The sequence below is a fragment of the Staphylococcus casei genome (genome assembly GCF_030294405.1).
Taxonomy (GTDB): domain Bacteria; phylum Bacillota; class Bacilli; order Staphylococcales; family Staphylococcaceae; genus Staphylococcus; species Staphylococcus succinus.
The window spans coordinates 2075912-2102616 of sequence record NZ_CP125718.1 but is presented as its reverse complement, the minus strand read 5'-3'; the positions used below and the strand labels follow the sequence as shown (position 1 = coordinate 2102616).

Below are 26705 nucleotides of genomic sequence, written 5' to 3'. Positions count from 1 at the left end.
TAAGGGGGTAAGACTGATATGAGAATTAAAACACTGCATATGAAATATGAAGAAGATTTTGAAGCTTTTGATGATCGGGTAAACAAATACTTACAACAATTGACTGACGCACAACATTATGAAATTATAAGTGTGACACCAGCAGTGACTAATAGTGTAGAAGGTGTAGATTATTTTATTACGATAGTTTATAAAAAATGATTATTTTGTTTAACTAAGAAAATATAATATGTACGTTTTCTGCATGCTTAGATTATCGACAGTGACTACAACTTTGACGATAGTCGTTTTGCTTGTATACGGTATTTATGAGATTAAATTAATGCTATTTTTACAGTAAAATAGTTACCTGAATCATTTTCTACAGTTTAATACTAATATAGAATTCATGTGAAGCAATATATTAGATCTATGAGGATAGAAAACACTTATAAGGGAATATAACTAATAGTTTATGCATTTAGGAATACTGAAGCTGTCATATTTTAAAATAAAGGATAGGGTGAAAAAAATTGAAAATTATTGCTATGAGTATTTTTGTTGATGATCAAGAAAAAGCTAAAACTTTTTATACTGAAAAATTAGGTTTTGACCTCGTACATGATAAAGCTATGGGGGGCGGATTTAAATGGTTAACGGTCAAAGAAGCACACTCTAACAATCCTGTGGAAATTGTTTTAGAACCGAATGAAAGTCCAATAGCTAAAAATTATCAAGAAAGTTTATACAAAGCAGGCATACCTATAACGATGTTTGGTGTTGAAAATTTAGATCATGTACATCGTGCATTAGTTGAAGCGAATGTGACTTTTCATACTGAACCCAAAGAAGTAGAAAATATTAAATTAGCAGTCATAGATGATACATGTGGTAATTTAATTCAGCTAATTGAACAATGACGTTGTTGAAATTAATTTGAGGATGGATAAAAAAGTGAGTATGATGCGTTATATAATCATTGTATAAACAATATTTTTATAGTGCTAACTTTATTCCTAATAGTCATATTTAGTTTGACGATAGGGTGAAGCGAGTACTATTTTTAAAATTAGGTGGGATAATATGGATTTAGTTGTTAAACATACAAAGGAACTCACTAATCAGGAATTGCTACATATTCTTCAATCGCGGGTGAAGGTCTTTGTGGTAGAACAGAATTGTGCTTATCAAGAAGTGGATGGAGCAGATTTTAATGCAATACATGTCATGCTTAAAGATGGGAATGACATTGTTGCATACACACGCATCATCGATCATCAATCATATGTAAGCTTCGGTAGAGTTTTAGTAACGCAAAATTACAGAAAAAAGCATTATGGTCGTGAAATTGTACAAAAGACGATTGATGTAATAAAGGCACAATACAATCAAACTACGATAAAAATATCTGGTCAAGCACACCTAAAATCTTTTTATAGTTCTTTTGGTTTTATTTGTGTTTCAGAGATTTATCTCGAAGACAATATTCCTCATATTGATATGACTTTAGAAGTGAAATGATTTTATGCTTTACTTAAAAAAACACCTCTGTAAGCGGTATACCGTTTACAGAGGTGTTTTTATATATAATTTTAAAAATACAATACATTCGCTGTTTCATCTGTTCGAAATAATTATTAAGACTTGTTTAACAGAAAAGATAGCAAACTATATTTGGAAGTAATGACTTGTCGAGGATACATTCATGTATAAGTACTAGGCAAGAAGTGATAGTATTATCTAGAAAGTATCAAGTTTAAATAAAAAAGTGAGTTTATATTTTCTTTTTGAAATATTAAGATTATATTGATACTGCCCCTTAACTGCTATACGATTATTGTTCTTAGAATATAAACTTAATATATCTTATCTCAAGCATAATTTACTTTTTCATTTTGTCTATATCCTGAGAAACTAACGTTAACAGTTCTTGTGTTTCTGTTTCTGTTAATTCATCGGAGCCTTTAATTCTAACAACAGAGCCTTTGTCAGTTTTGACATGGTAAACGGGCTCATCATCTTTATAAACTTTACGTAAGATTTCCATTCCATCATCCCTTTTTCTATAACACTTCTATGTGAATATATTTAATTAAACTAAAATAACAAAGAAATTCACTTTGAATATAACAGCGTTAATATTACTATTTAATAAGCGAAGTTATAAACACCTTATCTATAGGATAACTTTTTGTTTAGTTGTTTTCCAACAGTATGGTTGATTTTAATTAAATTTTTACAAAAGTAACTTGTAGAATTATAAGTTATAAGTAGTAATGAATGAAAATCAAAATTTATTATTGAAAGCGCTTAATTTTTTTGAGTATTTCAGTTTTTAATTATTTAAAAGGGGTATAGATAGAGTAAGCACAAGAAGTCCTCCAAACTCTAGTGTGAAATTATATTTTCTAGTAGGCACGCCACTTTATGATGTGGCGTGTTTTGATTTGATTGAAACATCTCATAGAAATATAAAGGGAATAGGGGGATGTTAAAGTCTTTGTAACGTATTATTCAATATTACTTTTTAATTTCTCATCCATATCATTAGATATATTGATGAGTGTTTGCTCAACTTCTTCGTTACTTAAATTCGCGTGTGTTTTAACTTTAATAATTAATCCTAAATTTGTTTTTATATGATAAATGAGCATTTCATCTTCATAAACTTTTCTTAAAATTTGCATCTTTATCACCTCATTAAACGGATTACGAGTGTGCAAAGGTTTAACCGTATGTCACTAGTAGTTAGAGAATGAATAATGTATAAGTGTAAAATTACATCTCGTTAACAGTTTATACCACTTTACATGAAAATAAAACTATTTGAATCGTAAAAATCGACAATAAAGGGATGAATAGTGTGAAATAATGAATTAAAAATAGCAACAGCACAATTTAACATGAATGTGCTGTTGCTATTAAAATGTTCGACAATGATTCAGTTCCAACCATAGGATGGATTAAAACTGTGTATTTGTTCTGTCTTCATCTACCATGTTATCAATCTCGGTACTATCATCTTCTGTAAGAAAACTAAAAATAGATTTTCCTAAATATAGTAATGTAGCAGCCCCTAATAAAAATAATGGAAGTTTCTTCAAAACATCAAGCCCCTTTGTTTTAAATTACTTAAATTAACCTACGCATAGAAAAATAACAGCATAATTAAGAAAAGTATTACTATTATTTTATATCATTATCGTATATTTTTCGAATGTAAACTTTTAAATGAAATATATAATATGGAGTCATATAATTTACATTTATAAAAATAGTTCACGTTATAAGCATGGATATTACTTTTATATTAGTATGAAATAGATAAGCACTATTTTATAAATTTAGGTATTAATTTGATGTAAACTAACTCACCGAATAATTCAGTAAGTGTTTGTGTCACGATGACTGTCGTAGCCACTGTGACCCATTGGTTTGGTAAGGAGAGCGCTAAGGGTAAAACAACGAGTGCATTTCTTGTACCGTTGCTGAAAGCTAAGGTGCGTAATGTAGGTACATCTAATCGAAAAAGCTTACCACATAATATACCTAAACAAGGTGCGCTCATCATGAAACATAAATAAATAGGGATAACGGTTAATACAATAGATAAGTCTTGAAGTATTGTATTGATTTGTGAGCCTACTACTATAAAAAGCACAAGGGCCATAAACAATTCTGGAAGCCAACTAACCATAACTTGTAATTGTTGCACAGGTTTAAATTTCTCACTAAATAGTTGCATGAGTATTGCAAATACTAGTGGAAGAACTATAAGCGTTACAAAGGCTTCTACAAATGGTTGTCTATCTATTTGTGTGAGTACATGACTATTTAAAAATAAAGCACAGTAAAAGGGTAACAATAGTATTTGTAGTATAAATAAAATAGGTGTTGAAATTAACATGTATTGAGCATTTCCTTTTCCTAAAGCTGTGAACACAATGACATAATCAATACAAGGGGTCAATAATACGAGATATAAACCTATTAAAATTGGGAAAGACGTTATATTGAATAAATGAATTAATCCATATACTAACATAGGAATAAGAATAAAGTTTGATAGGATCAATGCAATGATATATTTAACCGGTAAAAAATGGTTTTTAAGAGTTGAAAATGGTATTTGTGAGAACATGCTCAACATTAATATAGCTATAAAAAGCGTGACAAAATAATCTAAAATACTAGACAAAGTAACTGAAGCTATTCCAGCAATAGTACCTAAGATTAATGCTACAAAGTAGATATAAATTTGATGATGTTCTATGTGTGTTTTTAAGTTTGACATAATTACCTCGATTTAAAATGTATGCTTTACATTATTTAACTAGAATACGCTAGAAATAAAGTGGTTTAAGCCGATAAAATTAGAAAAAACACAATTAACAATTCCATAAGGAAATGTAATTGTGTTGTAACAAAACTATCATTTTTGTTTATCTTGTACACTTACTTTGTTCTCAATTTTTTCCTCATTTGAATTATCTACACTCAATAGCAATGCACGTATGACTAATACACCTGTTACAAGAAGAAGTATATTTTTGAATAATTTCATATTCATCACTCACCATTCATTAGTAGAATTATATTGAATATTATTTCAATATTTTTGATAAATGCAAGAATCTAGCGTGGTATATATTATGAGATATAAACGAATTTAGACTTTAATTAAAGATCTAAAATTTTAATTTGTGACTGCGCTTCATTGACTTCAACTTTAAGTGCTTTGCTATTGTTCTCGACTTTTGTAGCAGTGACTTCACCGTTATTGAGAGTGAAAAAGACTTGGCTCAATATTCCCATAGCATAGTCGTTTATAGGACTTACTAGAGACAGGGAATTTGAATCTTCCTGAATAACAAATTGTTTTTGACTCTGATTAATGACTTCCCATTGAGGTAAATAAGTTAATTTCAAAGTGATCCCTCCTAATTCATTTTTATAGGTTTATCTCGCGTTCATATGGTTACTTACATTATAAACCATAAATACAAAGAATTACTAATTTATAATAGTGTACTAAAATAATGTAAGTAACATAGTCATTAAATTTAGAACAATAGGGAATAAGGTCAGTGAAAATGAAGTGAAATTGAGGTGATGATATGAATATATTACTAGCTATTATTTTAGCACTAGTATTTGCCTTTTTAGCAACCATGCCCTTTTTATTTATCAATACTCGATTGCATGAAAATGTAAATCACTCACCTGAGAAAATTAAAGAAGAGAAGTATAGAGCATACAAACGATTTATATATTACTTTATTTTAATATTAATCATGTTAACGATTTACAGTTTTTTAACTGATTAAGATTTGAAGGGAAAACAACTAAAAAATAAAGTTCTGAAACACATTCAATAGCATAATGACGATAGCATTACATTTAACATGGTTTCAGAACTTTATAAAATTTAAAATTTAACTAAATATAAGGGAGAATAGTATCCCAACAACTCCAAAAAGCATTAATATTACAGTTAATCCAAGTAGAGATTCTTTAGCTTCATGTGAACCTTTGATCTTGTAGGCAATGAGAGATACGATGCCAGCAACTAGAAAAACAAATGATAACCAGAAGACAATCATGAAATGTAGACTCAAAACGCTACACCTCCTTCAATATATAAGAACTTTTAAATGATGAAAAAAATTGTTTGATCAATGCTGTGATGTACAAAGATGAAATTGCAATTTATTATTATAGCATTATTATCTTATCACTATTTAAGTACTAGCAATAGTAAAATGTGAAAATTAGATATGTTGTGCGCTAATATATCTATAAATATTTAGAAATTTAGAAATGTAGGTTTTAGAAAGTATAAATAAGGTAACATAAAGACTATATTATTTTAATAAATAACATTAGAAAAGGGGCCTATTAAAATGGGGGAAAATAATGTGAATTTAGATGAAATAAAGGGATTATTACAAGAGTTAAAAGAAAATGATGGGAATCAACTGAAATATGAGGAAGTTGAAGCGAAAATTGTTGAACAAAAAAATACGATACGTAGTTATTTAATGCCAGATAATCAACAAGAAGATGAAAGATTAAAGCAAATTGCCAGTAAGATTAAAGCACATATACAAACAGGATTTGAAGCATTTAATCAAGTTGAGGAAATTATTAATTATTTAGAACCTGTTTTTCAACGTGGAAAAATAGATAAAGTCTATGGCAGGGCAGTAGTGCTTATTGAAGAAAATACATTAATTGAGCAAGTAAAAAAACATTTTAATAATCCTGCAACAGATTATCAATTACTTGATTATGTTTTATCACGAGCAATTGAACTCAGTAATGAAATTATGCCAAACGAATATACAGAAATTTTGAAACTTGAAAAAGCATTTTTTGAAGAAGTGTATAATCAGTCATAAAAAATAAAGTGATAATTAATTTAAATAATATATAGGAAATGACTATAAAGCGCAGTGTTAAGGAGATGAAAGCATGAATGAAGTAAATAAAGTCATTTATATTGTCCTCGCAATTTTCTTAGGTGGATTCGGTATCCATAAATTTTATGCTAGAAAGACCGGAATGGGATTACTCTATTTAGTATTTTGTTGGACAGGTATTCCCCAAATATTAGCTGTGGTAGGAGCGGTTATTACGTTATTTAAACCTGCTGATCAGAATGGAAATGTGTTAGTATAAATACAAAAGCGGCGCCTTTCAAAATTATGGAAAGGCGTCGCTTTTGTACATTAACTAAAATGACATAAATTTTTTACATTTTTTACATATTTGAATTAAATATTGCTATGAAAAGAATGTGGGAACAATTTTGATATAAATTTAAATATACCGTGATAGACAAATTTTAAATATTTGATATGATTAAGCAAAGATATAAATACAACAAAACATGTAACGATTAAAATATATATAATCGAGGTAATGCTTATGACATTTTATGATTTTGTAATAGGTTTTGAAGCAGACGATACACCACTTGGTCAGTTAGCTCATAACATAAGAAGAGACAAGTTTTTCCCAAAACAAGCAACATGTTATAAAGAATTACACTCATATTTTTATAGTAATTATATGGATCATGAAGTTTTGGCTTCTGCTAATAGAGCGCTTAGTTTATACCGTACTAATTTAAATTTAGCTTAATAAGCAAAGTTTTATGTCTCATAATACCAATTTTGTTTTGCTAGTGCTTCTCTAATATCTTTGGTTTTAAAATTTAATTCGTTATTTCTAATAGAGAAGGGTTCAATTATATTTTGTGCCATCCAAGCATTGATTAGTTCTTTTGGCAATCCATCCAATTCCATGTCAGTTTTACTAAGAACAAAACATTCCCAATCTAGTGAAACTTTTGAAGGATTAATATAATTACATTCACTAAGCCGATTCATAAAAAACACTCCTTAATAATGTAAATTCTACGTTAACTTTTACCCGATAGGCATTAATTAAAACGATAATTAGTAAAAGATTTATGTTGAATCATATTTCCTAGTTATGTAATAACGTTGTGGTAGATTGTTATGTTTCTTATCTATACCCAAGTTACGAACTAAACTAATCAAAATATTTTTAAATATTTATTAATTGTTGTTCAAAGTAGCTATATTGATATTATGTATAAATATAAATGTATGGCATGAATCATATAAAAACCTGGAAGCACTCGATAATGTGCTTCCAGGTTTAATTTTATATTAAAATGATTTTGTAGTTATTACCAAGGTATGATACCAAGGATACAAGCGACTAATATCATAAATAAACTTGAGCCGACTGCCCACTTAATAACAATACGTTGATTTTGTCCATATTCAATATCTAGCATACCAACGAGTAAATAACCTGCAGCATATAAAGGACTCAATACATGTAATGGTTGTCCTAAAACGGATGCTCTTGCCATGTCTACTTTAGAGATGCCAAACTGTTGTGCCGATTCTGCAAGTATTGGTAATACTCCATAATAAAAAGGGTCATTAGCCATAAAGTATGTAAATGGACCACTAAGAATGGCAGTAATTAATGCAAAATGATTACCCATTGCATCAGGAATGATATGTACTAAAGCATTAGCCATTTCATTAACCATTTTCGTTCCGTTCATAACACCTGTGAAAATACCAGAAGCAAACACTAGACTGATTACAGCTAGCACATCACCGGCGTGTTTTTTTACTACGGAATTTTGAATACTCAGGTTAGGGTAGTTGATTAATAACGCTACACCAAACCAAAGCATAAACATAACTGGAATAGGCAATAAACCAATAACAAGACAGACAATTAAAGAAATTGTCAATATTGCATTGGGTATAATCATTTTTGGACGTTTTAATAAAGATTCTTCTTTTGTATTATTTACTTTAACATCGTTTAAATCAATATTTGTACTAGATGTGATATATTTTCGTGCACGCTGTCCTAAGATGTACGCGACACCAAATGCAAATACAATACCTGCAATCATAGCAGGAATGATAGGCACAAATACTTCTTCAGTAGTGACCTGTAACGATGAAATCGCTCGTGCTGTAGGTCCACCCCAAGGTAACATATTCATAACACCTATAGATAAAAGTGCTAATGTTGAAAGTGTGTATAAACTCATACCAATCTTTTTATAAAGTGGCATCATTGCTGTCACAGTTATAATGAAAGTAGTGGTACCATCGCCATCTAAGGCAACCATTGATGCCAAAATAACTGTACCAATTGCAATTTTAACTGGATCCCCTTTAACCACTTTAATAATTTGATTGATGACAGGCTCAAACAAACCCGCATCTATCATAACCCCAAAATATAAGATAGCGAATGTAAGCATGATACCAGTTGGTGCTACAGTCTCTATGCCTTCGAGCATGTATTTACCAAGGCCCGCATAGAAACCCCCTATTAATGCGAAAATTGTCGGAATGACAATCAAGGCAATTAATGCTGACATTTTTCGTGTCATAATTAATATCATAAAAATGACAATCATGACAAAACCTAATATAGCTAAATTCATATTTCTTATTCCCCCCTTATTTTTTCATTATAGCGCTTTCAGAATATTTGTAAAATTAAAATGTGAAAAATGCCAATAAATAATTTAAAGTAATAAATAGGAATAGAAAAAACGCTTTATACTAAATTCGAAGTTAGTATAAAGCGTATAGGATAAGACGAAACATGCAATAGTCATTCTATATTTGAAGTTTTAAGCTACAAAAGCTGTTAGATATGTATACCATAAAGGATAACTTAATAAGATAAATGAAAATATCGATACAGCCATTGCGAATATATTAGCGATGCGATCGCCACGTAAAAGAGCATATAAATTTAACAATAAAACACCTAAAATAAACAAACCTCCAGCCAATATAGGAAGGTTCCCATCTAATACTTTATTAATTGATAATAAAGGTGTGGCGAGTGTAATTAATGATAAAAATAATGATAATAACGTCGTAGCATATTTCAAAATGTTCAGTCCTCTCTAAATATGAAAGATGATTTCTAAAGTCACAAATAGAAACTGAATAGTTGTGACGAAGGATAACTTAATAAAATGATATTGGCTTATTAAAGTAATTGCAAGTTATTTTAATAAATTATACGTCGAATTAGAAGCGTCTATAGCTTAAACTGTGCAATGGCATAACAGATACACAGTTTTGTTTATTTTTTAATCAAATATCTCCAAGTCATTGCCGTTAAAGTAGTAAATCAACCAATGTTCATCGACATAATAATTGTCATATTTTCTAGCGTGATGTTCTAAACCAAGTGTTTCAAAGTTAAGGTTGCTGAAAAATACTTTGCCACTAATATTATTTGAAACAAGGGAAGTCATTAAAATTTCAATTTCTTTTTCATGACAAATTTGAAAGATATAGCGCATTAATAATTTAGCGATACGTTCTTTTGAACTATGATCATTTCCTTTAACACACATATTTTCCATAACTGCTTTGTGTGAGATGTCGTAAGTATTATCATGAATGAGTGTCACTGCACCAATTAATTCATTTTGTTCAAAAATCCCAATGACTGTGTAATTGTCATTGTGTTCTGACAGCAAGCCTTTTATATTAGCCTTGGTTAAGCATTTTTCATTTTGTAATTTCCAAGCATAAACTTCATGCTCTTTATGGATGCCTTGCAATAAAAATGTATAATAAATAGATAAATCATCAATTGTTAAATAACGAATATGAGTCATTGAAGGCCTCCTGAACTTTCCGAAGTATTTATTATAAAACTATAATATATGTTTTGTTAATTAATTCTAATACTAAAGGAAAAAAATTATTTGAGCAATACTATCTTTGGTTTTTAACAAAAAATATGTAAGCGCTTATAATTCAAAATATAAAAAAGTATTATTTTATAGAGTGTATAACTTTATTGATATTATTTTTAAGTAATGGTCTAGTATAGAATAAAAAGAGAATAAAATTGCTGGAATTAAGAAAGGTTTTTCATATAGGTATATAATAAGAAGATTTTCGTAATATATGATAAATAGATAAGTGCGCAATATCCATTTAAATATGGTTTGATAATCATAGAAAATGATAGGGAACTGAATATAGTGAAATTTTGGTGTATAAGAGTTAACTGATTTTTTTACGATATGCTAATACATAGGATAAGACAATGATTAAGCAAGTATATAATCTTAAATAATTGTGCAACTACAAAAAAGTACACCTTCACTAAAAATGAAGGTGTACTTTTATTTTAAACATGGGCCTTTGTGTCTCGAATGTTTTGTATGAAATATATTAGTCTACTACTTCTACATTTAAATCCACATCGATATTACCGCGTGTGGCTTTTGAATATGGACAAAAATCATGTGCATCTTGTAAGTATTTTTCTGCATCTTCTTGAGATAATACATTTTTTACTTTAGCGTCAATAGATACACCTAATTTAGGACTTTCTGCATCTGGATCATCCTCTAAACGTACAGTTAAAGTAACTTCTGGTTCTGCACCTCTTACTTTATTCTGTTTTAAAATTAAATCAAATGCACCGTTAAAGCATGAAGCATAGCCAGCTGCAAATAGTTGCTCAGGATTTGTACCCTTTTCTGCATCAGCTTGAGCTGGTGGGATAACTGCTACATCAATTGCTTTATCATCAGTTTGAACGTGGCCATTTCTGCCACCTGTATTTGTCGCTTTCGTTTCATAGTTTACTGCCATTCTATTACCTCCTAAAAGACTTAATAATAATCTTTACCCTTAGAAACAGTTTTAAATCATATAAATAAGTATTAATGTATAATAAATTCAATGAAGCGCATAGGCTATTTAATGATTGTGTTATTTTCGAAAATTGTTATACAATCATTTTAATCATTAAAATAAAGGACGTAATCATTATGACTAAAGTAGATATAGCAGTAACGATAGCACCAACAGAAGAACTCTCGCAGTCTACCATTGATGACTTAGTACAATATCAAGATGCAATACAAATTATTGAATTAAGAATAGATCAATGGCATAACTTTGATAAAACACATTTAGCAGGGGTATTAGATCATCTCTATCGATTACATTTAGGGAAAAAAGTTTTAGTTACCTATCGCACAGCGTCACAAGGTGGGGAAGGTAGTCTCTCATACGAACAGTATCTACACACGTTGAGTGAAATAGCTACTATGAAATATATCGATATGTTAGATATTGAATTTGATCAGATGAAAGACACACAACCATTGCAAGATTTGATTAATCAAGCGCACAATAATCAAATAGAAGTGGTATTGTCACATCACAATTTCAAAAAAACGCCGACTTTAGAAGGTTTAAAACATCTTTATTTTAAAATGCATCAGCTAGAGCCAGATTATTTAAAGGTTGCGGTCATGCCACACGATAAACAAGATGTCCTTAAGTTATTAGAAGCAATGGCAGAAACAGCTGACGCTGTACCTCAAAAAGTGGTAGGTATTGCAATGTCTAAGCTGGGGATTGTGTCTAGAACTGCACAAGGTTTATTTGGGGGTTCAATTTCATACGGTTGTTTGGATAGTCCTAAAGCACCTGGGCAAATACACGTGCGCAAGTTACAACAACAATTGGACATATATGAGTAATTTGAAAATAATCGTATCCTGATTTATAATTGAAAATAGTTATCATTAACGAAAGGACGATACTATTATGGAATTACAAGATGCGATAGCGCAACGGAGAAGTGTAAAAAACTTCAAACGAGATATGACCATAGATGACAATGCTTTATACAAAGCAATTGCACAAGCAACTGATGCACCCAATCATGGTCATAGAGAGCCATGGAGAGTAGTCCACATCGCTAAAGATAGACTAGGGGATATGAGCAAATTACTTACCAAAATAGCATTCGCAGAGCAACCGAAAAAGCAAGCAGACCATTATCAGGTCGTTACAAATCTTGGTGGCATGTTGGCTTTGATTTTAAAAGAAGATACTAAACAACTAGATAGTTTAGAAAACAATATGGCGTTTGGTGCTTTTACTCAAAATCTTATGTTGTTATTGCATGAAGTGAATATCGGTAGTTGTTGGAAAACACCACCATATATTTTTGATCCGAACATTGAGGCGTTATTTGATGTGAAAGAAGATGAACGTTTAGTAGGGTTTCTATATTTAACGGACTTAGAAGATGAAATGCCTTATAAAAAACGCCACACAGAAAATATCATTCAAAAATTTTGACAGTATATAATCAGCTAATATTAATCATATAACATATAAAAAAGGTAGGTGCTCAGTTAATGAGGCACCTACCTTTTTAAGGAAAAATAGTTATGACTTACTATTTAAATGTTTCTTCTAAAAATGACTCAACTTGTTCTGGAGATTTTGCATTAGCTGAATGTAAATGAGCAAGTTTTTCACCATTTTTAAATACTAATAAACTAGGGATACCCATAACGTCATTGTCAGCTGCTACATCTTCTAGTTCGTCTCTATCGACGGTAAACCATTGGTAATTATTATATTTTTCAGTAATTGGATCAATCCACATATCCATTGCTTTACAGTCTGGGCACCAGCCTGCTTCGAATTTAATGATGACTGGTTTATCGCTTTGTACGGTCTCTTTAAAATAATCAGTTGTATTAATTGATTGCATCGTAATAACTCCTTTATTTACTTATTATGAACTATATTATAGACGACTTTTAACTATTATAAAAAAAATCAGCTTGATATTTAGAGCGTTTTACTAATAAATTTGATATATTAGTGTTAACTAGACATAGGAGGTACAGAATCATGATAAAATTTTACCAGTATCCTAATTGTACAACTTGTAAAAAGGCCGCTAAATTTTTACAAGCATATGGTGTGAGCTTTGAACCAATTGATATTGTACAACATACACCTACTAAAAGTGAGTTTAAAGATATTATAGAAGCAACAGATATTGAAATTAATAAGCTTTTTAATACACATGGGGCGAAATACCGTGAACTAGGGTTGAAAGACAAACTTAAAGATTTAACAGATGATGAAAAATTAGATTTATTGTCGCAAAATGGTATGTTGATTAAACGACCATTAGCAGTTTCTGGAGAAAAAGTGACTGTTGGTTTTAAAGAAGATGAATACAAAGAAACTTGGTTGTAAAAGTCACGCTAAAGATGGTAAAAACTTGTCGAAGTAACTGAGTATTTAACCAACTTAAGAAAACGCTTTATCCTTTGGTATTAAATCCTTTGAAATTATCATTATATTCAAGGAAATAGTTGCTTGAAGGCTATTCATGTGGCATCATTAAACATGTAAAATCATTTAGGAGGGGATTCTCGTGGCAGTACCGAGTGAATTAAAATATTCTAAAGAGCATGAATGGGTTAAAATTGAAGGTAACACAGTAACAATTGGAATAACTGAATATGCGCAAGGTGAATTAGGCGATATCGTATTCGTTGAGTTACCAGAAGTTGACGATGAAATTAATGAAGGAGACACTTTTGGTAGTGTTGAATCCGTAAAAACAGTTTCAGAATTATATGCACCAGTATCTGGCAAAGTTATCGAAGCTAATGAAGGATTAGAAGATAGCCCAGAATTCGTAAATGAATCACCATTTGATAAAGCTTGGATGGTTAAAGTTGAATTAAGTGACCAAAGCCAATTAGATGAATTATTATCAGCTGAGCAATACTCTGAAATGATTGGCGAATAAAATATTTAAACTCCACGATATAACATATCTTGGAGTTTTTCTTTTATATAAGTAAATGATGTTAAGATACGCATGTCTAATATAAATAGTTTGTAAAGTAGACTTGTTAATATACGAATTCAAGGTGCTTTGAAAGCCTTTAGATGACAAAACGTTGTATCGATAATAAGATGAAATTAGGAATATGTAAATTATGTTTATAACCTTAAACGATCGTGAAAAACTAAATAGAAAGCATTAACTATCAACTTTTAGAGGGTGGATGTCATGACGTTACTAAACCAAGTGATTGTTGTCGAAGGAAAATCAGACAAAAAGCGGGTAAAGCAAGTGATTGATCAGCCAATAGATATCATATGTACAAACGGTACTATGGGCGTCGGAAAACTAGACGAAATGATAGAATCTTTGTATGATAAACAAGTATTTATTCTCGTTGATTCAGATCGCGAAGGCGAGAAAATACGTAAATGGTTCAAACGATATTTAAGTGAAAGTAGACATATAAGAATAGATAAACAATATTGCGAAGTTGCACGATGTCCAAAACCATATTTATCTAGAGTGTTAAGTAAACATGGTTTTGCTGTAAAAGATGAAGAAAAAGTAGCAAAAGCAAAATTGGATTATATAGCTGAAAGGGTAAGTTTATTGACATGAATGTAACAAGGGAAGAACATGTAGATATACATGAACACGATGAAAAAGAAAAACATCTTATATTTGGTTACACACCGACGTGTGGGACATGTAAGATATCCGAACGTATGTTAGGTATCGCCAATGAAATTTTGAAATTACCAGTAACAAAAATAGATTTGAATTTTCATCCAAATTTTAGCCAAATAAATGAAATACAATCTGTGCCAGTACTTATGGTCATGTCGAAAGGGAAAGAACAAAAAAGAATCTATGCCTTTCAATCAGTACCATATTTGTTAGAAAATTTGAAATAGTTATTGACGAAACATTAGTGCGATGGTAGGATTAAAAATAATTAAATAATGAAACTCTTATCACGAGAGGTGGAGGGATGTGCCCTTTGAAGCCCGGCAACCGTCTGTAACAGAAATGGTGCCAAGTCACATAAAGTTACTTTAACTTTAGAGATGAGAGAAGCGATTAATGCTTTCTCTATTCTTAAGTGAACAAAGGGAAAGCATTTTTTAATTGATAGAGCAATAATTTAGGAGGCAACTGTGATGATTGAGTTAAATCAAATAGTCAAAAGGTACAAGACGAAAAAACAGGACGTACTAGCAGTAGATCATGTTGATTTAAGTATTCAATCAGGCTCAATTTTTGGTGTAGTTGGATTTTCTGGAGCAGGAAAAAGTACGTTAATTAGACTTTTAAATAACCTAGAACAACCGACTTCAGGTGACGTTATCATTGATGGAGATACAATTGGTAAGTTATCTAAATCAGAGTTAAGACAAAAACGTCAAAAAGTGAGTATGATTTTTCAACATTTTAATTTACTATGGTCACGAACTGTATTAAATAATATTACTTTTCCTTTAGAGATAGCTGGTGTATCGCGTCGTGAAGCGAAACAAAGAGCGTTAGACTTAGTGGAACTCGTAGGATTAAAAGGTAGAGAACATGCGTATCCATCAGAACTATCAGGTGGTCAGAAACAACGTGTAGGTATTGCACGCGCATTAGCAAATGAACCAACTGTGTTACTTTGCGATGAAGCAACGAGTGCACTAGATCCTCAGACAACAGATGAAATATTAGAACTGTTATTGAAGATTAAAGAAGAAAGAAATTTAACAATTGTGATTATTACACATGAAATGCATGTCATCAGACGTATATGTGATGAGGTCGCAGTAATGGAAAATGGTCGTGTTATAGAGCAAGGTCAAGTTTCAAGCGTATTTGAGAATCCGCAACATGCTGTTACAAAACGTTTTGTTAAAGATGATTTGGATGATGAGTATGATGAATCTATTACAGATCTTGTACCATTAAATGCAAATGATTATATCGTGCGTTTGAATTTTACAGGTAAAAATACTACGGAGCCACTAGTATCCTACATCACAAAGACACATAACATTGACGTTAACATTTTGGAAGCGAATATCAAGCACACCAAAGATGGATCAATTGGGTTCTTGGCAGTACATATTCCGAATGTAAATTCAGAAAAGTTCGAAAAATTCATAAATGATTTAGAAGCGCAACATGTTTCAGTGGAGGTGTTAAAGCATGGGTAATTCATTTAGTGACATTCTCCAAGAGATGATTACAATGCCAAATGTGAGTTGGAGTGAAGTTTGGTTAGCCACTTATGAAACATTATATATGACTGTGATTGCGACTATATTTTCATGTATATTTGGTCTTATACTTGGTGTGCTACTTTTCTTATCAGCGAAAAGTAAATCATCGGTAGCAAGAGTATTTTATAGTATCATTTCATTTGTAGTCAATTTATTTAGAGCTATTCCATTTATTATTTTAATCCTTTTATTAATACCATTTACAAGTTTAATATTAGGCACAATAAGCGGTCCGACTGGTGCACTACCAGCATTAATTATTGGTGCAGCACCATTCTATGCGAGACTTGTAGAAATTGCATTTAAAGAAATTGATAAAGGTGTAATTGAGGCAGCTTGGTCAATGGGGGCGAATACCTGGACGATTGTGAAGAAAGTACTTTTACCAGAAGCTATGCCAGCATTAATCTCTGGAATCACTGTTACAGCAATTGCTTTAGTTGGTTCTACAGCAATTGCAGGTGTAATTGGTGCAGGGGGCTTAGGTAACCTGGCTTACTTAACTGGATTTACACGAAATCAAAATGACGTTATTTTAGTATCTACAATTTTAATATTAATCATTGTGTTCATCATTCAATTTATTGGTGACTGGGCTACAAATAAAGTTGATAAACGATAAACTTTAAAGGAGGACTTTAATATAATGAAAAAATTATTTAGTTTAGCTTCAGTATTAGTTTTAGCATTAGTTTTAGCAGCCTGTGGTAATGGCGGTGGTGGAAAAGATAAGACCATTACAGTTGGAGCTTCTCCTGCACCACATGCTGAAATATTAGAAAAGGCTAAACCATTATTGAAAGATAAAGGTTATGATTTGAAAATAAAAACCATTAACGATTATACAACGCCTAATAAGTTATTAAATAAAGGTGAACTTGACGCAAACTTCTTCCAACACACACCTTATTTGAAAACAGATAAAAAAGATAAAGGCTATAAAATTGAATCTGCAGGTAATGTTCATTTAGAACCAATGGCTGTTTATTCAAAAAAATATAAAAATCTAAAAGATTTACCAAAAGGTGCGACAGTTTATGTTTCAAACAATCCAGCTGAAGAAGGCCGTTTCTTAAAATTCTTTGAAGATGCAGGATTAATTAAACTTAAAAAAGGTGTAAAACCTGAAAATGCAACATTTAAAGATATTGCTGAAAACAAAAAAGATATTAAATTTAATAATAAGCAATCTGCAGAATACTTACCTAAGATTTATCAAAATGAAAAAGCAGATGCCGTAATTATTAACTCTAACTTTGCTATCGACCAAAAATTAAGTCCTAAGAAAGATTCAATTGTAGTGGAGAAAGCGAAAGATAATCCTTATGCAAACTTAATTGCAGTAAAAGATGGACAAAAAGATGACAAAAAAATTAAAGCATTAATGGATGTTCTACAATCTAAAGAGATTAAAGACTACATTAATGATAAATATGATGGTGCCGTTGTACCAGCAAAATAATAGCGAATGAATAACACACACCTCTTAACCATATCGGTTGAGAGGTGTTTTATTGTAAAAATGTTTAAAATGTATATTGAAAACGGCATAATAATAGATAACTCAATAATCACTTGTGATGTGTTGTATATGATAAATACAGCGTTACACTTACAAAGCTTGAAAGTACATGACTTTAATTATAGCTATAAATTTAACTTAAAAAGAGGTGGATTTTTATGATAGAAAAAATTGCCAGCATCAAAGAAGCGCCGTTCAGTCTTTTATTATTAGCAGATCCTTCAAAAGAATTCATTTTAGAGCATCTTAGAAACGGAGAATGTTTTGTATTTAAGGAAAATATGGAAGTGATAGGATGCTACATATTAAGAGAAGTGAGCACGGAATCTGTGGAAATCGTTAATATCGCAGTTGCTGAAAGTAAGCAAAACTTAGGCATTGGTAAGAAACTATTAGCCAATGCTTTTGATTATGCGAAAGAACAAGGTTATATAGACATCTGTGTAGGAACGGGAAATTCAAGTGTGCAACCACTTTTATTTTATCAAAAATCAGGTTTTAGAATTACTGGTATAGATTTTGGCTTCTTTGAAAGGAATTATGAAGATCCAATATATGAACATGGTATTTTATGTCGGGATATGATTTATTTATCAAAGCGGTTATAAGTAGTGCAGAGCATTGAATATTAGCAGAGGGGGAAATCTATTTACGATTCAAGTCGTATTTATCTTTTGCTAGCTTAATATAAATACTGGCAAGTATAGGGATAAATGAAGTATATATTTTAAAAATAGAAGATGAGGAGTGACTTTAAATTAAAATCAAACACGCTTCTAAGATTAAGTTATTTTAAATTAATGAAAAAAGCCACCTCAATTAAAAGGTGGGCATTTATGAATGCATTGTTGTTTAATTCAAGCGCTGATTAAAGGATATACTTTTGTGTTATTTGAATTTGTGGTGATGGTAGTAATTCATTTTAAAATGCTTCGAGAACTATAATATCGTCTTGCTGTATAAAACAACTATAAAGTATAAGACACACTATTAAGTTAGAAATGATTTTAAATATAATAGCTTGTGTATATCAATAGATTATTTTAGAAAATTAATTGAATGAATAGAAGAACATTTGAAATAAAGGTCTTGAATGTCACTGATTTTAAAGAAATCACATTCAGCAAAAATACCTAGTATTACTTTTTCAAAGTCTGAGGTGTCTAAATCACTTATGGATGATATGTGGTTATTTAAAGTATTAGAAAACACAACTTGGCTGTTAAAACGATCTATATTTGAACTGTTTTTTACAGCGTGGATATAAGTATCTTTATATAAGTCAATACGATTGTCATTAATAAAAGTTATTGTAGCTAATTTTACCATATGTCACACCACCTAAATGTTATTAATGATAATTATAACATTTAGGTGGTGTGATTTTGTAATTGAAGCTATCGGGATATATAATCAAGCTATTTAAGCGGTATTATGATGTGTCCTATGAAAATCTGATAGAGTTTATTTAAATATTTACAAGTGGATTTGGCCCTTGGCGTAATAATATCTGCGATTTTTAGGGTTTACAAAAATAGGAGCTAGCGTTAATAGGCCAATCTTCCCGCTCAGCATTACTATAATAATTATAATTTTAGTTAGATTACCGTATTCCGTTGTAAAGTCCATACTTAATCCAACCGTTCCAAATGCTGAAATAACTTCAAATAACACTTTTACAAATAGTGTGTCAGCATTTAAAAGACTCAAGATGAAAGTTGTAGTCAGTACATAAATAAATGATAATAAAAATATTGTTAATGCGTTACGTATTGTTTTTTCTGAAATAGTTCTATGGAATAGTGAAGGACGCTCGATATTTCGTAAGTTACTGAATAAAAATACAAGTATTACAGCGAAAGTAGTTACTTTTATACCACCAGCAGCACTTAATGGCGCGCCACCTATGAACATTAGCCCCATCATTAGAAGTGCTGTTGAGGTGTGAATATCACCCATATCAACACTATTGAATCCAGCAGTACGCGTAGTTACAGATTGGAAAAATGAAGTGCCTAATTGTTCAATCAATGTCATATCATTTAAAGTATTATATTGTTCTAGAATAAAGAAAAATAGAGTACCAATAGTGATTAAACCAAGCGTGGTTGCTAGGACTACTTTTGAATGTAAAGATAGCTTTCCTAATTTTTTAGAATGAATTAAATCAATTAATACAAAATTACCAATTCCTCCCATTATTATTAATAGGGGGAGCACTGTCACCGTAATAGGATCTTTTGTGAAGTCCATTAGATTGTTTTTGAAAAGTGCAAAACCAGCATTGTTAAATGCTGATACGGATGTGAACAGACTTACGAAAATACCTTTGCCAACACCGAATTTTGGTATATACGATAAACATAGTAATAAGGCTCCAATAAATTCGGTAGATAAACTATAAATTAATAAATGAATAATTAATTTTACTACTCCGCCAGGTTCATCAATATTCCAAGTCACCATGAGCAGGTGCCTATTTTTAATAGTTATTTTTTTATTTAAAAATATTAAGGTAAGTAAAGTAACGGTTACAATACCTAATCCACCGATTTGAATCAGTAAGAGGATGATAGATTCACCAAGCATATTAAATTGTGATGAAATGTCTATCGTAGACAAACCAGTTACTGTAAAAGCACTGGACGCAATAAATAAAGCATCTATAAAATCTAATGGTTTTTCCCCTGTATAGGGAAGATATAATAAAGCAGCACCAACTAATGTAGTTGATAAAAATAACAAAAGATAAAAATATATGGGTTTATTTATTTTATTCACGTATACAATCTCCTTATGGAACAATTATATTTTAGATTTTCATTACTTAATAACTAATAAACTGGATTATAGCGTATGCCTTCACTTTAATCTTTTAGAGATATGTTAATAGATAATTATAATACGCTTTATTAAAACTTTTTCAATCTTTTTATAGTAATAAAATCAATAAATTTAACTGTCATTTACATCAATGAGAACAATTGGAATTATATTATATCGTTTAGTCAAAATAATAATAAAGGATATACAAGATATTTTGTTTGCATCAGACTGGTAGCATAAAATAATTAAAGGCGATGATTATGTAGGTGATGCAATAGAAAAAGCTCATATCACTTATTACCTGTAAAAAGTATTTCTAAAAGCGAAATCAGTATAAAAATGAGGCAAGATATATGACGTTGTACTAAGCTCATTTAATGATAGACTAGTAAAAAATAGTTAAAGGGGAAGAGGAATGGAAAATATTGAATATGAATGGCTGAAACAAACACGCAATTTGTTATTAGAACAATGTAGTAATTTAGAGGAAGAAGAACTGTCAAAAGAGTTTGACTTTGGTCTTAAAAGTATAAAAAATACGCTTGTACATATGGCTGGATGTTATCACGCTTGGTTAGGTGCTTTTGTCCTTGGTAAAACGGACACACCTCTATTTGATCAAGTGGAAATTGACAATATGGGTATCAACGAAATAAAACAATATTTTTTACAAGCGGATTTATATGTAGAAGCGGTGTTAAATCAATCTAAAGATGAGCTTAATGCAATCATTGAAAATAAGCTGGTATGGAAGGTGAATCATGGGGTTGTAAAGAAAACAGCACACCAATTATTATTTCACTCTATCACACATGAGTTTCATCATAAGGGTCAAATTGGAACCATGTTCCGAAAGCTGGGGCATTCGCCTAATCAAACAGATATATTAGCTTTAGATATTTAAAGTTATCATTGCATGTTGTGGCATGAATTTTTTACAGTAGCTAAATTAAATTATAACCAAATGATACGCAATCATAAAAGAGACGATATGAAAATTGTAAAGCTATACTAGTCATGATAGATTGATCGATTCATATAAAAAAGTACACCTCCGTGTTTAAGTGGAAGTGTACTTTTTTGAATAAAGCTATGCATAGTTTTACGATTTTAAGGATGAATCAAGATGTCATTATATATCATTGCTTAGCGTTGATCATGTTCGTCTTTGATATCGCCGACAATGTTTTCGAGTATATTTTCCATAGTAATAATACCTAGGGGTTGTCTATTTTCATCTTCTATAAGTGCGATATGAATTTGGTTGCTCTTCATTTGCTCGAGTACTTGATGATATTTAGTATTGAGACGTATTTTAAGGATGTCATGGGTAATGCTTTCTATTGAAGTGACACTGTCGTTTAGCAAATCTTTGGCGTGGATATAACCAATGATGTTTGCGCTACTTTCCTTATATACAGGAAATCGAGTATAATGCGCATGACTGATATAAGATTTTGTCTCGCTAATTGTGTTGTCTATATTAATTAGTGAAGCATGCTCGATAGGTATATAGCCATCTTGGATAGTCATTTCATCAAAGGCAAACGCACGATTGATATGCGTCAATTCATTCTCAGAAATTTCGCCGCCTTCATGGCTTTCTTTAATTAGTAACTTTAGTTCTTCTTCGGAATGATAAAGTTCACTTTCCTTGGAAGGTTGCATGCCGAACAATTTTAAAATTAAGCGTGCTGAACCGTTGAGTATAAATATAAATGGATAAAATAATTTAGAAAACATAATAATAGGTTTAGCAATTAATAAAGTAAGTTGTTCAGCTTTTTGAATGGCAATCGTCTTAGGCGCCATTTCACCGATTACAACATGCAAGTAAGTGGCAATGATAAAGGCACTAATAAGTGTGAAAATATGAATCATAGTTTCAGATAAGCCTAAGCTACTGAAAAGAGGGTGCAATAGGAACTCAAAGGTTGATTCTCCAACCATACCTATACCTAAAGCAGTAATTGTAATACCTAATTGACAAGCAGCCAAATACTCATCTAAATGCGTGACAACTTTTTGAGCTGCAAGCGCATTTTTATTATTTCCATTGGCCAGTGTATTAATTCTCGATGTTCGTACTTTGACTATTGCGAATTCTGTGGCAACAAAGAAAGCGGTAAGTACTAATAAAATGATAAACGTAATTAGACTAATAAAGGTTCCCAAAAATTAATTAATTCCTCCGATATAATAAATCTTCAATCTTTTAGAGATTGAAGATTTATTATATAAAAATATATGAATGATTGCTACTGTAACGAATTACACTTTAACTCATTGAAAATGAAAATCGACAATAATATATGTTGAAAATAAAGATGAGGCAAGAGAAATTAACTGACATACATTGTAAAATACATTATTGATTTATATAAATATTAATGACCATTTTCGGTAATATGACCTAACTTATAACTAATGAAAAATCCGACAATTAATGTTATGACTGAAACAAACCACATGAATATAGAAGTAGGTAATCCAGGAAATACTGCATAGAGTGAGCCTACGACAAATCCAATAATCAAGGCATAGGTTAAGTATGTGTGATAGTTTAATAAATATTGTATTGCTTTACTAGATAATAAGAAGCCAGCGATAATACCAAGTCCAACGGTTAATAATATGGGCACGGCATTGAAATTGAATGATAATAATTCTGAAATTGCATACATAATTGTGCCATAAGCTCCAAATACTAGTAGCATAAAGGAACCTGAAATACCTGGTAATAACATTGCACTTGAGGCGCAAACGCCAGCGATAAAATATTTAATAAAAAGACTTGTAGAGAATGTTAGCGTTGCACCTGCATGTTTATTACCATTATTTAATAAAGTGATCACTACAATAATAGCAATACCCAATGCTACTAGCATATAATGTTTAGCTGTAAAAGTTTGTTTAAAGCGTGAAGTTTTTAATAAATAAGGAATAATACCTAAAATAAGTCCAACAAAAAAGAATAACGTTGGAACAGGGTGTGTAATTAATAAAAAGTTAATCAACTGACTTAATGAGCCAATAGCAATTAACATCCCAAGTACAATGGGAATTAAAAACTTTAAACTTTCTCAAAAACGTTTAGAGAAAATACCACTGATAGAACGTATGAAATCATCATATATGCCTAGCAAAAGGGCAATCGTACCACCACTTACACCAGGAACTAAATCTGAGGTCCCCATAGCGAATCCACGCCATAAATTAGACCATTTCATCTTCGACATATTTATCTCCTTTCTATATAAATTGTATAAATGATATTATCATAAAATTTAAGTATTACAATATTAAAGTGAGTTATTAAATATAATAGATGACTTTAACATACATTCTATTGTAACAATGACTATACATAGCGAATATTATTGAGAACATCATATCTTAAATTATCAGTTACGAAAATCTTAGTATTGTTATCGAAAATGATTATGTTTTAATAACTATTTTAATTTAGCGCTTGAAAAGGTTTATATTCAAATATAACTACGTTATAATTAGAGGATGTAATTTAGTTTTAGTCTTTTGACTGTAGATTAAAATTATTATAAACTAGTAAAGAAAAACATATCATATATTACGGAGGGAATATGTATGCCATCAACATTAGAAATTAAAGACCTACATGTGTCTATTGAAGATAAAGAGATTCTAAAAGGTGTTAATTTAACAGTTAACACTGATGAAATTCATGCAATAATGGGGCCAAACGGTACAGGTAAATCAACATTATCATCTGCGATTATGGGGCACCCTAGCTATGAAGTAACACAAGGTGAAGTATTATTAGACGGCGTTAACATTTTAGAATTAGAAGTTGACGAACGTGCAAAAGCTGGATTGTTCTTAGCAATGCAATACCCATCAGAAATTACAGGCGTTACAAATGCAGAATTCATGCGTTCAGCAATAAATGCGAAACGTGAAGAAGGCGAAGAAATAAATTTAATGCAATTCATCAAAAAATTAGATAAAGAGATGGGTTATTTAGATATAGATGAAAATATGGCGCAACGTTATTTAAATGAAGGTTTCTCAGGTGGAGAGAAAAAACGTAATGAAATCTTACAATTAATGATGTTAGAACCAAAATTTGCTATTTTAGATGAAATTGACTCTGGTCTAGATATCGATGCTTTAAAAGTAGTTTCTAAAGGTATCAATAAAATGCGTGGAGAAGCGTTTGGTGCATTAATCATTACGCACTATCAACGTTTATTAGACTATATTACACCAGATCACGTACATGTAATGTTCGGTGGTAAAGTAGTAACTTCAGGAGGACCTGAATTAGCTAAACGTCTTGAAGAAGAAGGTTATGAATGGGTTAAAGAAGAGTTCGGTGCTACAGAATAAGTCTCAACTCATATGTAAACATTAATTTAGATGAAGATTTAAGGTTTGATTTAGATACCATAAACGAATCATACAATCATCAAATGGGAGGAAAAAAGTATGACGACTGAAACTTTGAACATTTCTGAAGCGCAACTAGTTGAATATTCACAAGCCCATAATGAGCCTGCTTGGATGACAGAATTACGTAAAGAAGCGTTAAAATTAACTGAAACTTTAGAAATGCCAAAACCAGATAAAACAAAAATAAATAAATGGGATTTTGACTCATTTAAACAACATGAAACAACAGGAGAAGTGTTTCATGCATTAGATGAATTACCTGAAGCGGTAAAAGAAATCATTGACATTAAAAATTCTGAAAATTTAATTATACAACATAATAATACACTTGCATTCACTAAGGTTTCAGAATCAGCAAGCAATGATGGTGTTATTGTTGAAGGTTTATCAGAGGCACTAGTGAATCATCCAGATTTAGTAAAACAACATTTAATGAATGAAACAGTGACTGTAGATGAACATCGCTTAACAGCATTGCACACAGCACTTATCAATGGTGGTGTTTTTGTATATGTTCCTAAAAATGTAGTTGTAGAACATCCAATTCAATATGTTGTATTACACGACGATGCTGATGCTAGTTTTTATAATCATGTGATTATTACTACTGAAGAAAGTGCAGAAGTCACATATGTAGAGAACTACTTATCAAATGCTGCTAGTGAAGCTGGACAACTTAATATTATTTCAGAAGTGAGTGCGGGTGCAAACTCAAAAATCACTTACGGTTCAGTAGATTACTTAGATAAAGGATTTACTGGTCATATTATTCGCCGTGGTGTCACAGCAGAAGATGCAACGATTAATTGGGCTTTAGGTCTAATGAATGAAGGTAGTCAAATTATTGATAATACTACGAATTTAATTGGCGACCGCTCTGAGAGTGCATTGAAATCTGTAGTAGTTGGTACTGGAGATCAAAAAATTAATTTAACTTCTAAGATTGTACAATATGGTAAAGAAACTAATGGTTATATTTTAAAACATGGTGTAATGCGTGAACATGCATCTACTGTCTTTAATGGAATTGGCTATATTAAGCACGGTGGCACGAAATCTGTTGCTAACCAAGAGTCTCGCGTATTAATGCTTTCAGAGCACGCACGTGGAGATGCTAACCCAATATTATTAATTGATGAAGATGATGTAGAAGCAGGACATGCAGCATCAGTTGGTCGTGTAGATCCTGAACAATTATACTACCTTATGAGTCGTGGTATCTCTCAACAAGAGGCAGAGCGTTTAGTAATTCATGGTTTCTTAGATCCAGTAGTACGTGAATTACCAATTGAAGATGTAAAACGTCAATTAAGTGAAGTTATTGAACTTAAAGTTAATAAATAAGCAGTAATCAACCATAGAAGTTAAACTCAAGACAATAGTACTAAAATGCTAGGAACAGCCGAAGCGACGATTTATAGTGCTTATTATAGATGGTGCTACAGTATGTTCCTATCATA

36 protein-coding genes, 1 pseudogene and 1 riboswitch are annotated in these 26705 nt (G+C 30.9%); of the genes and pseudogenes, 20 read left to right on the top strand and 17 right to left on the bottom strand.

Going from position 1 to position 26705, the window contains the following annotated elements:
* The first annotated feature begins 18 nt into the window (after positions 1-18).
* The 3 genes from QMO72_RS10200 to QMO72_RS10190 all read left to right on the top strand — a co-directional run bounded on the left by QMO72_RS10200 (position 19) and on the right by QMO72_RS10190 (position 1500).
* Complete coding sequence (locus QMO72_RS10200) at positions 19-201, top strand: hypothetical protein (protein ID WP_103267179.1); 183 nt, start codon at positions 19-21, stop codon at positions 199-201.
* Between the two features lie 311 nt (positions 202-512).
* Positions 513-899 (top strand): VOC family protein, encoded by a 387-nt coding sequence (locus QMO72_RS10195; protein ID WP_103267180.1) that lies wholly within the window; start codon positions 513-515, stop codon positions 897-899.
* Positions 900-1143: 244 nt separating this feature from the next.
* Entirely contained in the window at positions 1144-1500 is a 357-nt protein-coding gene (locus QMO72_RS10190; protein WP_241966316.1) for a GNAT family N-acetyltransferase, read from the top strand.
* Between the two features lie 361 nt (positions 1501-1861).
* Here QMO72_RS10190 and vraX read toward each other — a convergent pair whose 3' ends face one another.
* The 6 genes from vraX to QMO72_RS10160 form a co-directional block, all read right to left on the bottom strand.
* A complete protein-coding gene (vraX, locus tag QMO72_RS10185; protein WP_157821428.1) occupies positions 1862-2026 on the bottom strand; it encodes a C1q-binding complement inhibitor VraX in 165 nt (54 codons plus the stop codon).
* A 463-nt stretch (positions 2027-2489) separates the two neighbouring features.
* Entirely contained in the window at positions 2490-2666 is a 177-nt protein-coding gene (locus tag QMO72_RS10180) for a hypothetical protein (RefSeq protein ID WP_199196689.1), read from the bottom strand.
* Between the two features lie 276 nt (positions 2667-2942).
* A complete protein-coding gene (locus QMO72_RS10175) occupies positions 2943-3083 on the bottom strand; it encodes a hypothetical protein (RefSeq protein WP_286093181.1) in 141 nt (46 codons plus the stop codon).
* Between the two features lie 227 nt (positions 3084-3310).
* The gene (locus QMO72_RS10170) at positions 3311-4273 is read right to left on the bottom strand and encodes an arsenic resistance protein (RefSeq protein ID WP_103267182.1); all 963 of its coding nucleotides are present in this window, start codon (positions 4271-4273) and stop codon (positions 3311-3313) included.
* Positions 4274-4411: 138 nt separating this feature from the next.
* Positions 4412-4543: a hypothetical protein gene (locus tag QMO72_RS10165; protein ID WP_259338283.1), complete on the bottom strand. Its 132-nt coding sequence runs from the start codon at positions 4541-4543 to the stop codon at positions 4412-4414.
* A 116-nt stretch (positions 4544-4659) separates the two neighbouring features.
* Positions 4660-4908, bottom strand: coding sequence for a hypothetical protein (locus tag QMO72_RS10160; protein ID WP_103267183.1), 249 nt, complete (start codon positions 4906-4908; stop codon positions 4660-4662).
* 188 nt (positions 4909-5096) lie between these two features.
* Here QMO72_RS10160 and QMO72_RS10155 point away from each other — a divergent pair, with 188 nt between their 5' ends.
* Positions 5097-5306: a hypothetical protein gene (locus QMO72_RS10155; protein ID WP_286093180.1), complete on the top strand. Its 210-nt coding sequence runs from the start codon at positions 5097-5099 to the stop codon at positions 5304-5306.
* Between the two features lie 108 nt (positions 5307-5414).
* On the opposite strand, the gene tsaT is transcribed toward QMO72_RS10155, so the two are convergent.
* Complete coding sequence (gene tsaT, locus QMO72_RS10150) at positions 5415-5597, bottom strand: type II toxin-antitoxin system toxin TsaT (RefSeq protein ID WP_069823288.1); 183 nt, start codon at positions 5595-5597, stop codon at positions 5415-5417.
* A 285-nt stretch (positions 5598-5882) separates the two neighbouring features.
* On the opposite strand from tsaT, the gene QMO72_RS10145 reads away from it, so the two are divergent.
* From QMO72_RS10145 to QMO72_RS10135, 3 genes are all read left to right on the top strand, one after another.
* Entirely contained in the window at positions 5883-6380 is a 498-nt protein-coding gene (locus QMO72_RS10145; protein WP_103266805.1) for a hypothetical protein, read from the top strand.
* A gap of 73 nt (positions 6381-6453) precedes the next feature.
* Complete coding sequence (locus QMO72_RS10140; RefSeq protein ID WP_103266806.1) at positions 6454-6660, top strand: TM2 domain-containing protein; 207 nt, start codon at positions 6454-6456, stop codon at positions 6658-6660.
* Positions 6661-6909: 249 nt separating this feature from the next.
* Positions 6910-7125, top strand: a complete 216-nt coding sequence (locus QMO72_RS10135) for a YozE family protein (RefSeq protein WP_046837262.1) — start codon at positions 6910-6912, stop codon at positions 7123-7125.
* Positions 7126-7136: 11 nt separating this feature from the next.
* On the opposite strand, the gene QMO72_RS10130 is transcribed toward QMO72_RS10135, so the two are convergent.
* The 5 genes from QMO72_RS10130 to QMO72_RS10110 form a co-directional block, all read right to left on the bottom strand.
* A complete protein-coding gene (locus QMO72_RS10130) occupies positions 7137-7373 on the bottom strand; it encodes a hypothetical protein (RefSeq protein WP_069823291.1) in 237 nt (78 codons plus the stop codon).
* 326 nt (positions 7374-7699) lie between these two features.
* The gene (locus QMO72_RS10125) at positions 7700-8995 is read right to left on the bottom strand and encodes a CitMHS family transporter (RefSeq protein ID WP_046837264.1); all 1296 of its coding nucleotides are present in this window, start codon (positions 8993-8995) and stop codon (positions 7700-7702) included.
* Positions 8996-9187: 192 nt separating this feature from the next.
* Complete coding sequence (locus QMO72_RS10120; protein ID WP_103266808.1) at positions 9188-9454, bottom strand: hypothetical protein; 267 nt, start codon at positions 9452-9454, stop codon at positions 9188-9190.
* A 204-nt stretch (positions 9455-9658) separates the two neighbouring features.
* Positions 9659-10195 (bottom strand): GNAT family N-acetyltransferase, encoded by a 537-nt coding sequence (locus tag QMO72_RS10115; RefSeq protein WP_069823293.1) that lies wholly within the window; start codon positions 10193-10195, stop codon positions 9659-9661.
* A gap of 565 nt (positions 10196-10760) precedes the next feature.
* On the bottom strand, positions 10761-11186 hold the full coding sequence (locus QMO72_RS10110; RefSeq protein ID WP_103266809.1) for an organic hydroperoxide resistance protein: 426 nt from the start codon (positions 11184-11186) through the stop codon (positions 10761-10763).
* Positions 11187-11365: 179 nt separating this feature from the next.
* Between QMO72_RS10110 and aroD the strand changes: the two genes are divergently transcribed.
* The gene (gene aroD / locus QMO72_RS10105) at positions 11366-12085 is read left to right on the top strand and encodes a type I 3-dehydroquinate dehydratase (protein ID WP_103266811.1); all 720 of its coding nucleotides are present in this window, start codon (positions 11366-11368) and stop codon (positions 12083-12085) included.
* Positions 12086-12152: 67 nt separating this feature from the next.
* Complete coding sequence (locus QMO72_RS10100) at positions 12153-12692, top strand: nitroreductase family protein (protein ID WP_103266812.1); 540 nt, start codon at positions 12153-12155, stop codon at positions 12690-12692.
* Between the two features lie 100 nt (positions 12693-12792).
* Here QMO72_RS10100 and QMO72_RS10095 read toward each other — a convergent pair whose 3' ends face one another.
* Positions 12793-13113, bottom strand: coding sequence for a thioredoxin family protein (locus QMO72_RS10095; RefSeq protein WP_103266813.1), 321 nt, complete (start codon positions 13111-13113; stop codon positions 12793-12795).
* A 143-nt stretch (positions 13114-13256) separates the two neighbouring features.
* Here QMO72_RS10095 and QMO72_RS10090 point away from each other — a divergent pair, with 143 nt between their 5' ends.
* The 8 genes from QMO72_RS10090 to QMO72_RS10055 all read left to right on the top strand — a co-directional run bounded on the left by QMO72_RS10090 (position 13257) and on the right by QMO72_RS10055 (position 18596).
* The gene (locus tag QMO72_RS10090) at positions 13257-13610 is read left to right on the top strand and encodes an arsenate reductase family protein (RefSeq protein ID WP_046837271.1); all 354 of its coding nucleotides are present in this window, start codon (positions 13257-13259) and stop codon (positions 13608-13610) included.
* A gap of 181 nt (positions 13611-13791) precedes the next feature.
* The gene (gene gcvH, locus QMO72_RS10085) at positions 13792-14172 is read left to right on the top strand and encodes a glycine cleavage system protein GcvH (protein WP_103266815.1); all 381 of its coding nucleotides are present in this window, start codon (positions 13792-13794) and stop codon (positions 14170-14172) included.
* A gap of 267 nt (positions 14173-14439) precedes the next feature.
* Positions 14440-14832, top strand: a complete 393-nt coding sequence (locus QMO72_RS10080; RefSeq protein ID WP_046837273.1) for a toprim domain-containing protein — start codon at positions 14440-14442, stop codon at positions 14830-14832.
* A complete protein-coding gene (locus tag QMO72_RS10075; protein WP_103266816.1) occupies positions 14829-15128 on the top strand; it encodes a thioredoxin family protein in 300 nt (99 codons plus the stop codon). Before QMO72_RS10080 ends, QMO72_RS10075 begins: the two co-directional genes overlap by 4 nt.
* 54 nt (positions 15129-15182) lie before the next feature.
* A riboswitch (SAM riboswitch) is annotated at positions 15183-15288 on the top strand.
* Positions 15289-15374: 86 nt separating this feature from the next.
* Positions 15375-16400, top strand: coding sequence for a methionine ABC transporter ATP-binding protein (locus tag QMO72_RS10070; RefSeq protein ID WP_069823300.1), 1026 nt, complete (start codon positions 15375-15377; stop codon positions 16398-16400).
* On the top strand, positions 16393-17088 hold the full coding sequence (locus tag QMO72_RS10065; protein ID WP_103266818.1) for a methionine ABC transporter permease: 696 nt from the start codon (positions 16393-16395) through the stop codon (positions 17086-17088). Before QMO72_RS10070 ends, QMO72_RS10065 begins: the two co-directional genes overlap by 8 nt.
* Positions 17089-17112: 24 nt before the next feature.
* Entirely contained in the window at positions 17113-17928 is an 816-nt protein-coding gene (locus tag QMO72_RS10060) for a MetQ/NlpA family ABC transporter substrate-binding protein (protein ID WP_103266820.1), read from the top strand.
* Between the two features lie 218 nt (positions 17929-18146).
* Positions 18147-18596 (top strand): GNAT family N-acetyltransferase, encoded by a 450-nt coding sequence (locus tag QMO72_RS10055; RefSeq protein WP_103266821.1) that lies wholly within the window; start codon positions 18147-18149, stop codon positions 18594-18596.
* A 430-nt stretch (positions 18597-19026) separates the two neighbouring features.
* On the opposite strand, the gene QMO72_RS10050 is transcribed toward QMO72_RS10055, so the two are convergent.
* Positions 19027-19317: a hypothetical protein gene (locus QMO72_RS10050; protein WP_103266823.1), complete on the bottom strand. Its 291-nt coding sequence runs from the start codon at positions 19315-19317 to the stop codon at positions 19027-19029.
* 147 nt (positions 19318-19464) lie between these two features.
* Positions 19465-20769 (bottom strand): TrkH family potassium uptake protein, encoded by a 1305-nt coding sequence (locus tag QMO72_RS10045; protein ID WP_103266825.1) that lies wholly within the window; start codon positions 20767-20769, stop codon positions 19465-19467.
* A gap of 460 nt (positions 20770-21229) precedes the next feature.
* Between QMO72_RS10045 and QMO72_RS10040 the strand changes: the two genes are divergently transcribed.
* Positions 21230-21718, top strand: a complete 489-nt coding sequence (locus QMO72_RS10040) for a DinB family protein (protein WP_103266826.1) — start codon at positions 21230-21232, stop codon at positions 21716-21718.
* Positions 21719-21960: 242 nt separating this feature from the next.
* Here QMO72_RS10040 and QMO72_RS10035 read toward each other — a convergent pair whose 3' ends face one another.
* Positions 21961-22989 (bottom strand): hemolysin family protein, encoded by a 1029-nt coding sequence (locus QMO72_RS10035; protein WP_103266828.1) that lies wholly within the window; start codon positions 22987-22989, stop codon positions 21961-21963.
* Positions 22990-23201: 212 nt separating this feature from the next.
* Positions 23202-24053: pseudogene (popT, locus tag QMO72_RS10030) on the bottom strand (polyprenyl-phosphate transporter PopT).
* A gap of 367 nt (positions 24054-24420) precedes the next feature.
* On the opposite strand from popT, the gene sufC reads away from it, so the two are divergent.
* The gene (sufC, locus tag QMO72_RS10025) at positions 24421-25182 is read left to right on the top strand and encodes a Fe-S cluster assembly ATPase SufC (protein WP_103266830.1); all 762 of its coding nucleotides are present in this window, start codon (positions 24421-24423) and stop codon (positions 25180-25182) included.
* A 99-nt stretch (positions 25183-25281) separates the two neighbouring features.
* The gene (gene sufD, locus QMO72_RS10020) at positions 25282-26589 is read left to right on the top strand and encodes a Fe-S cluster assembly protein SufD (RefSeq protein ID WP_103266831.1); all 1308 of its coding nucleotides are present in this window, start codon (positions 25282-25284) and stop codon (positions 26587-26589) included.
* The last annotated feature ends 116 nt before the right edge of the window (positions 26590-26705 follow it).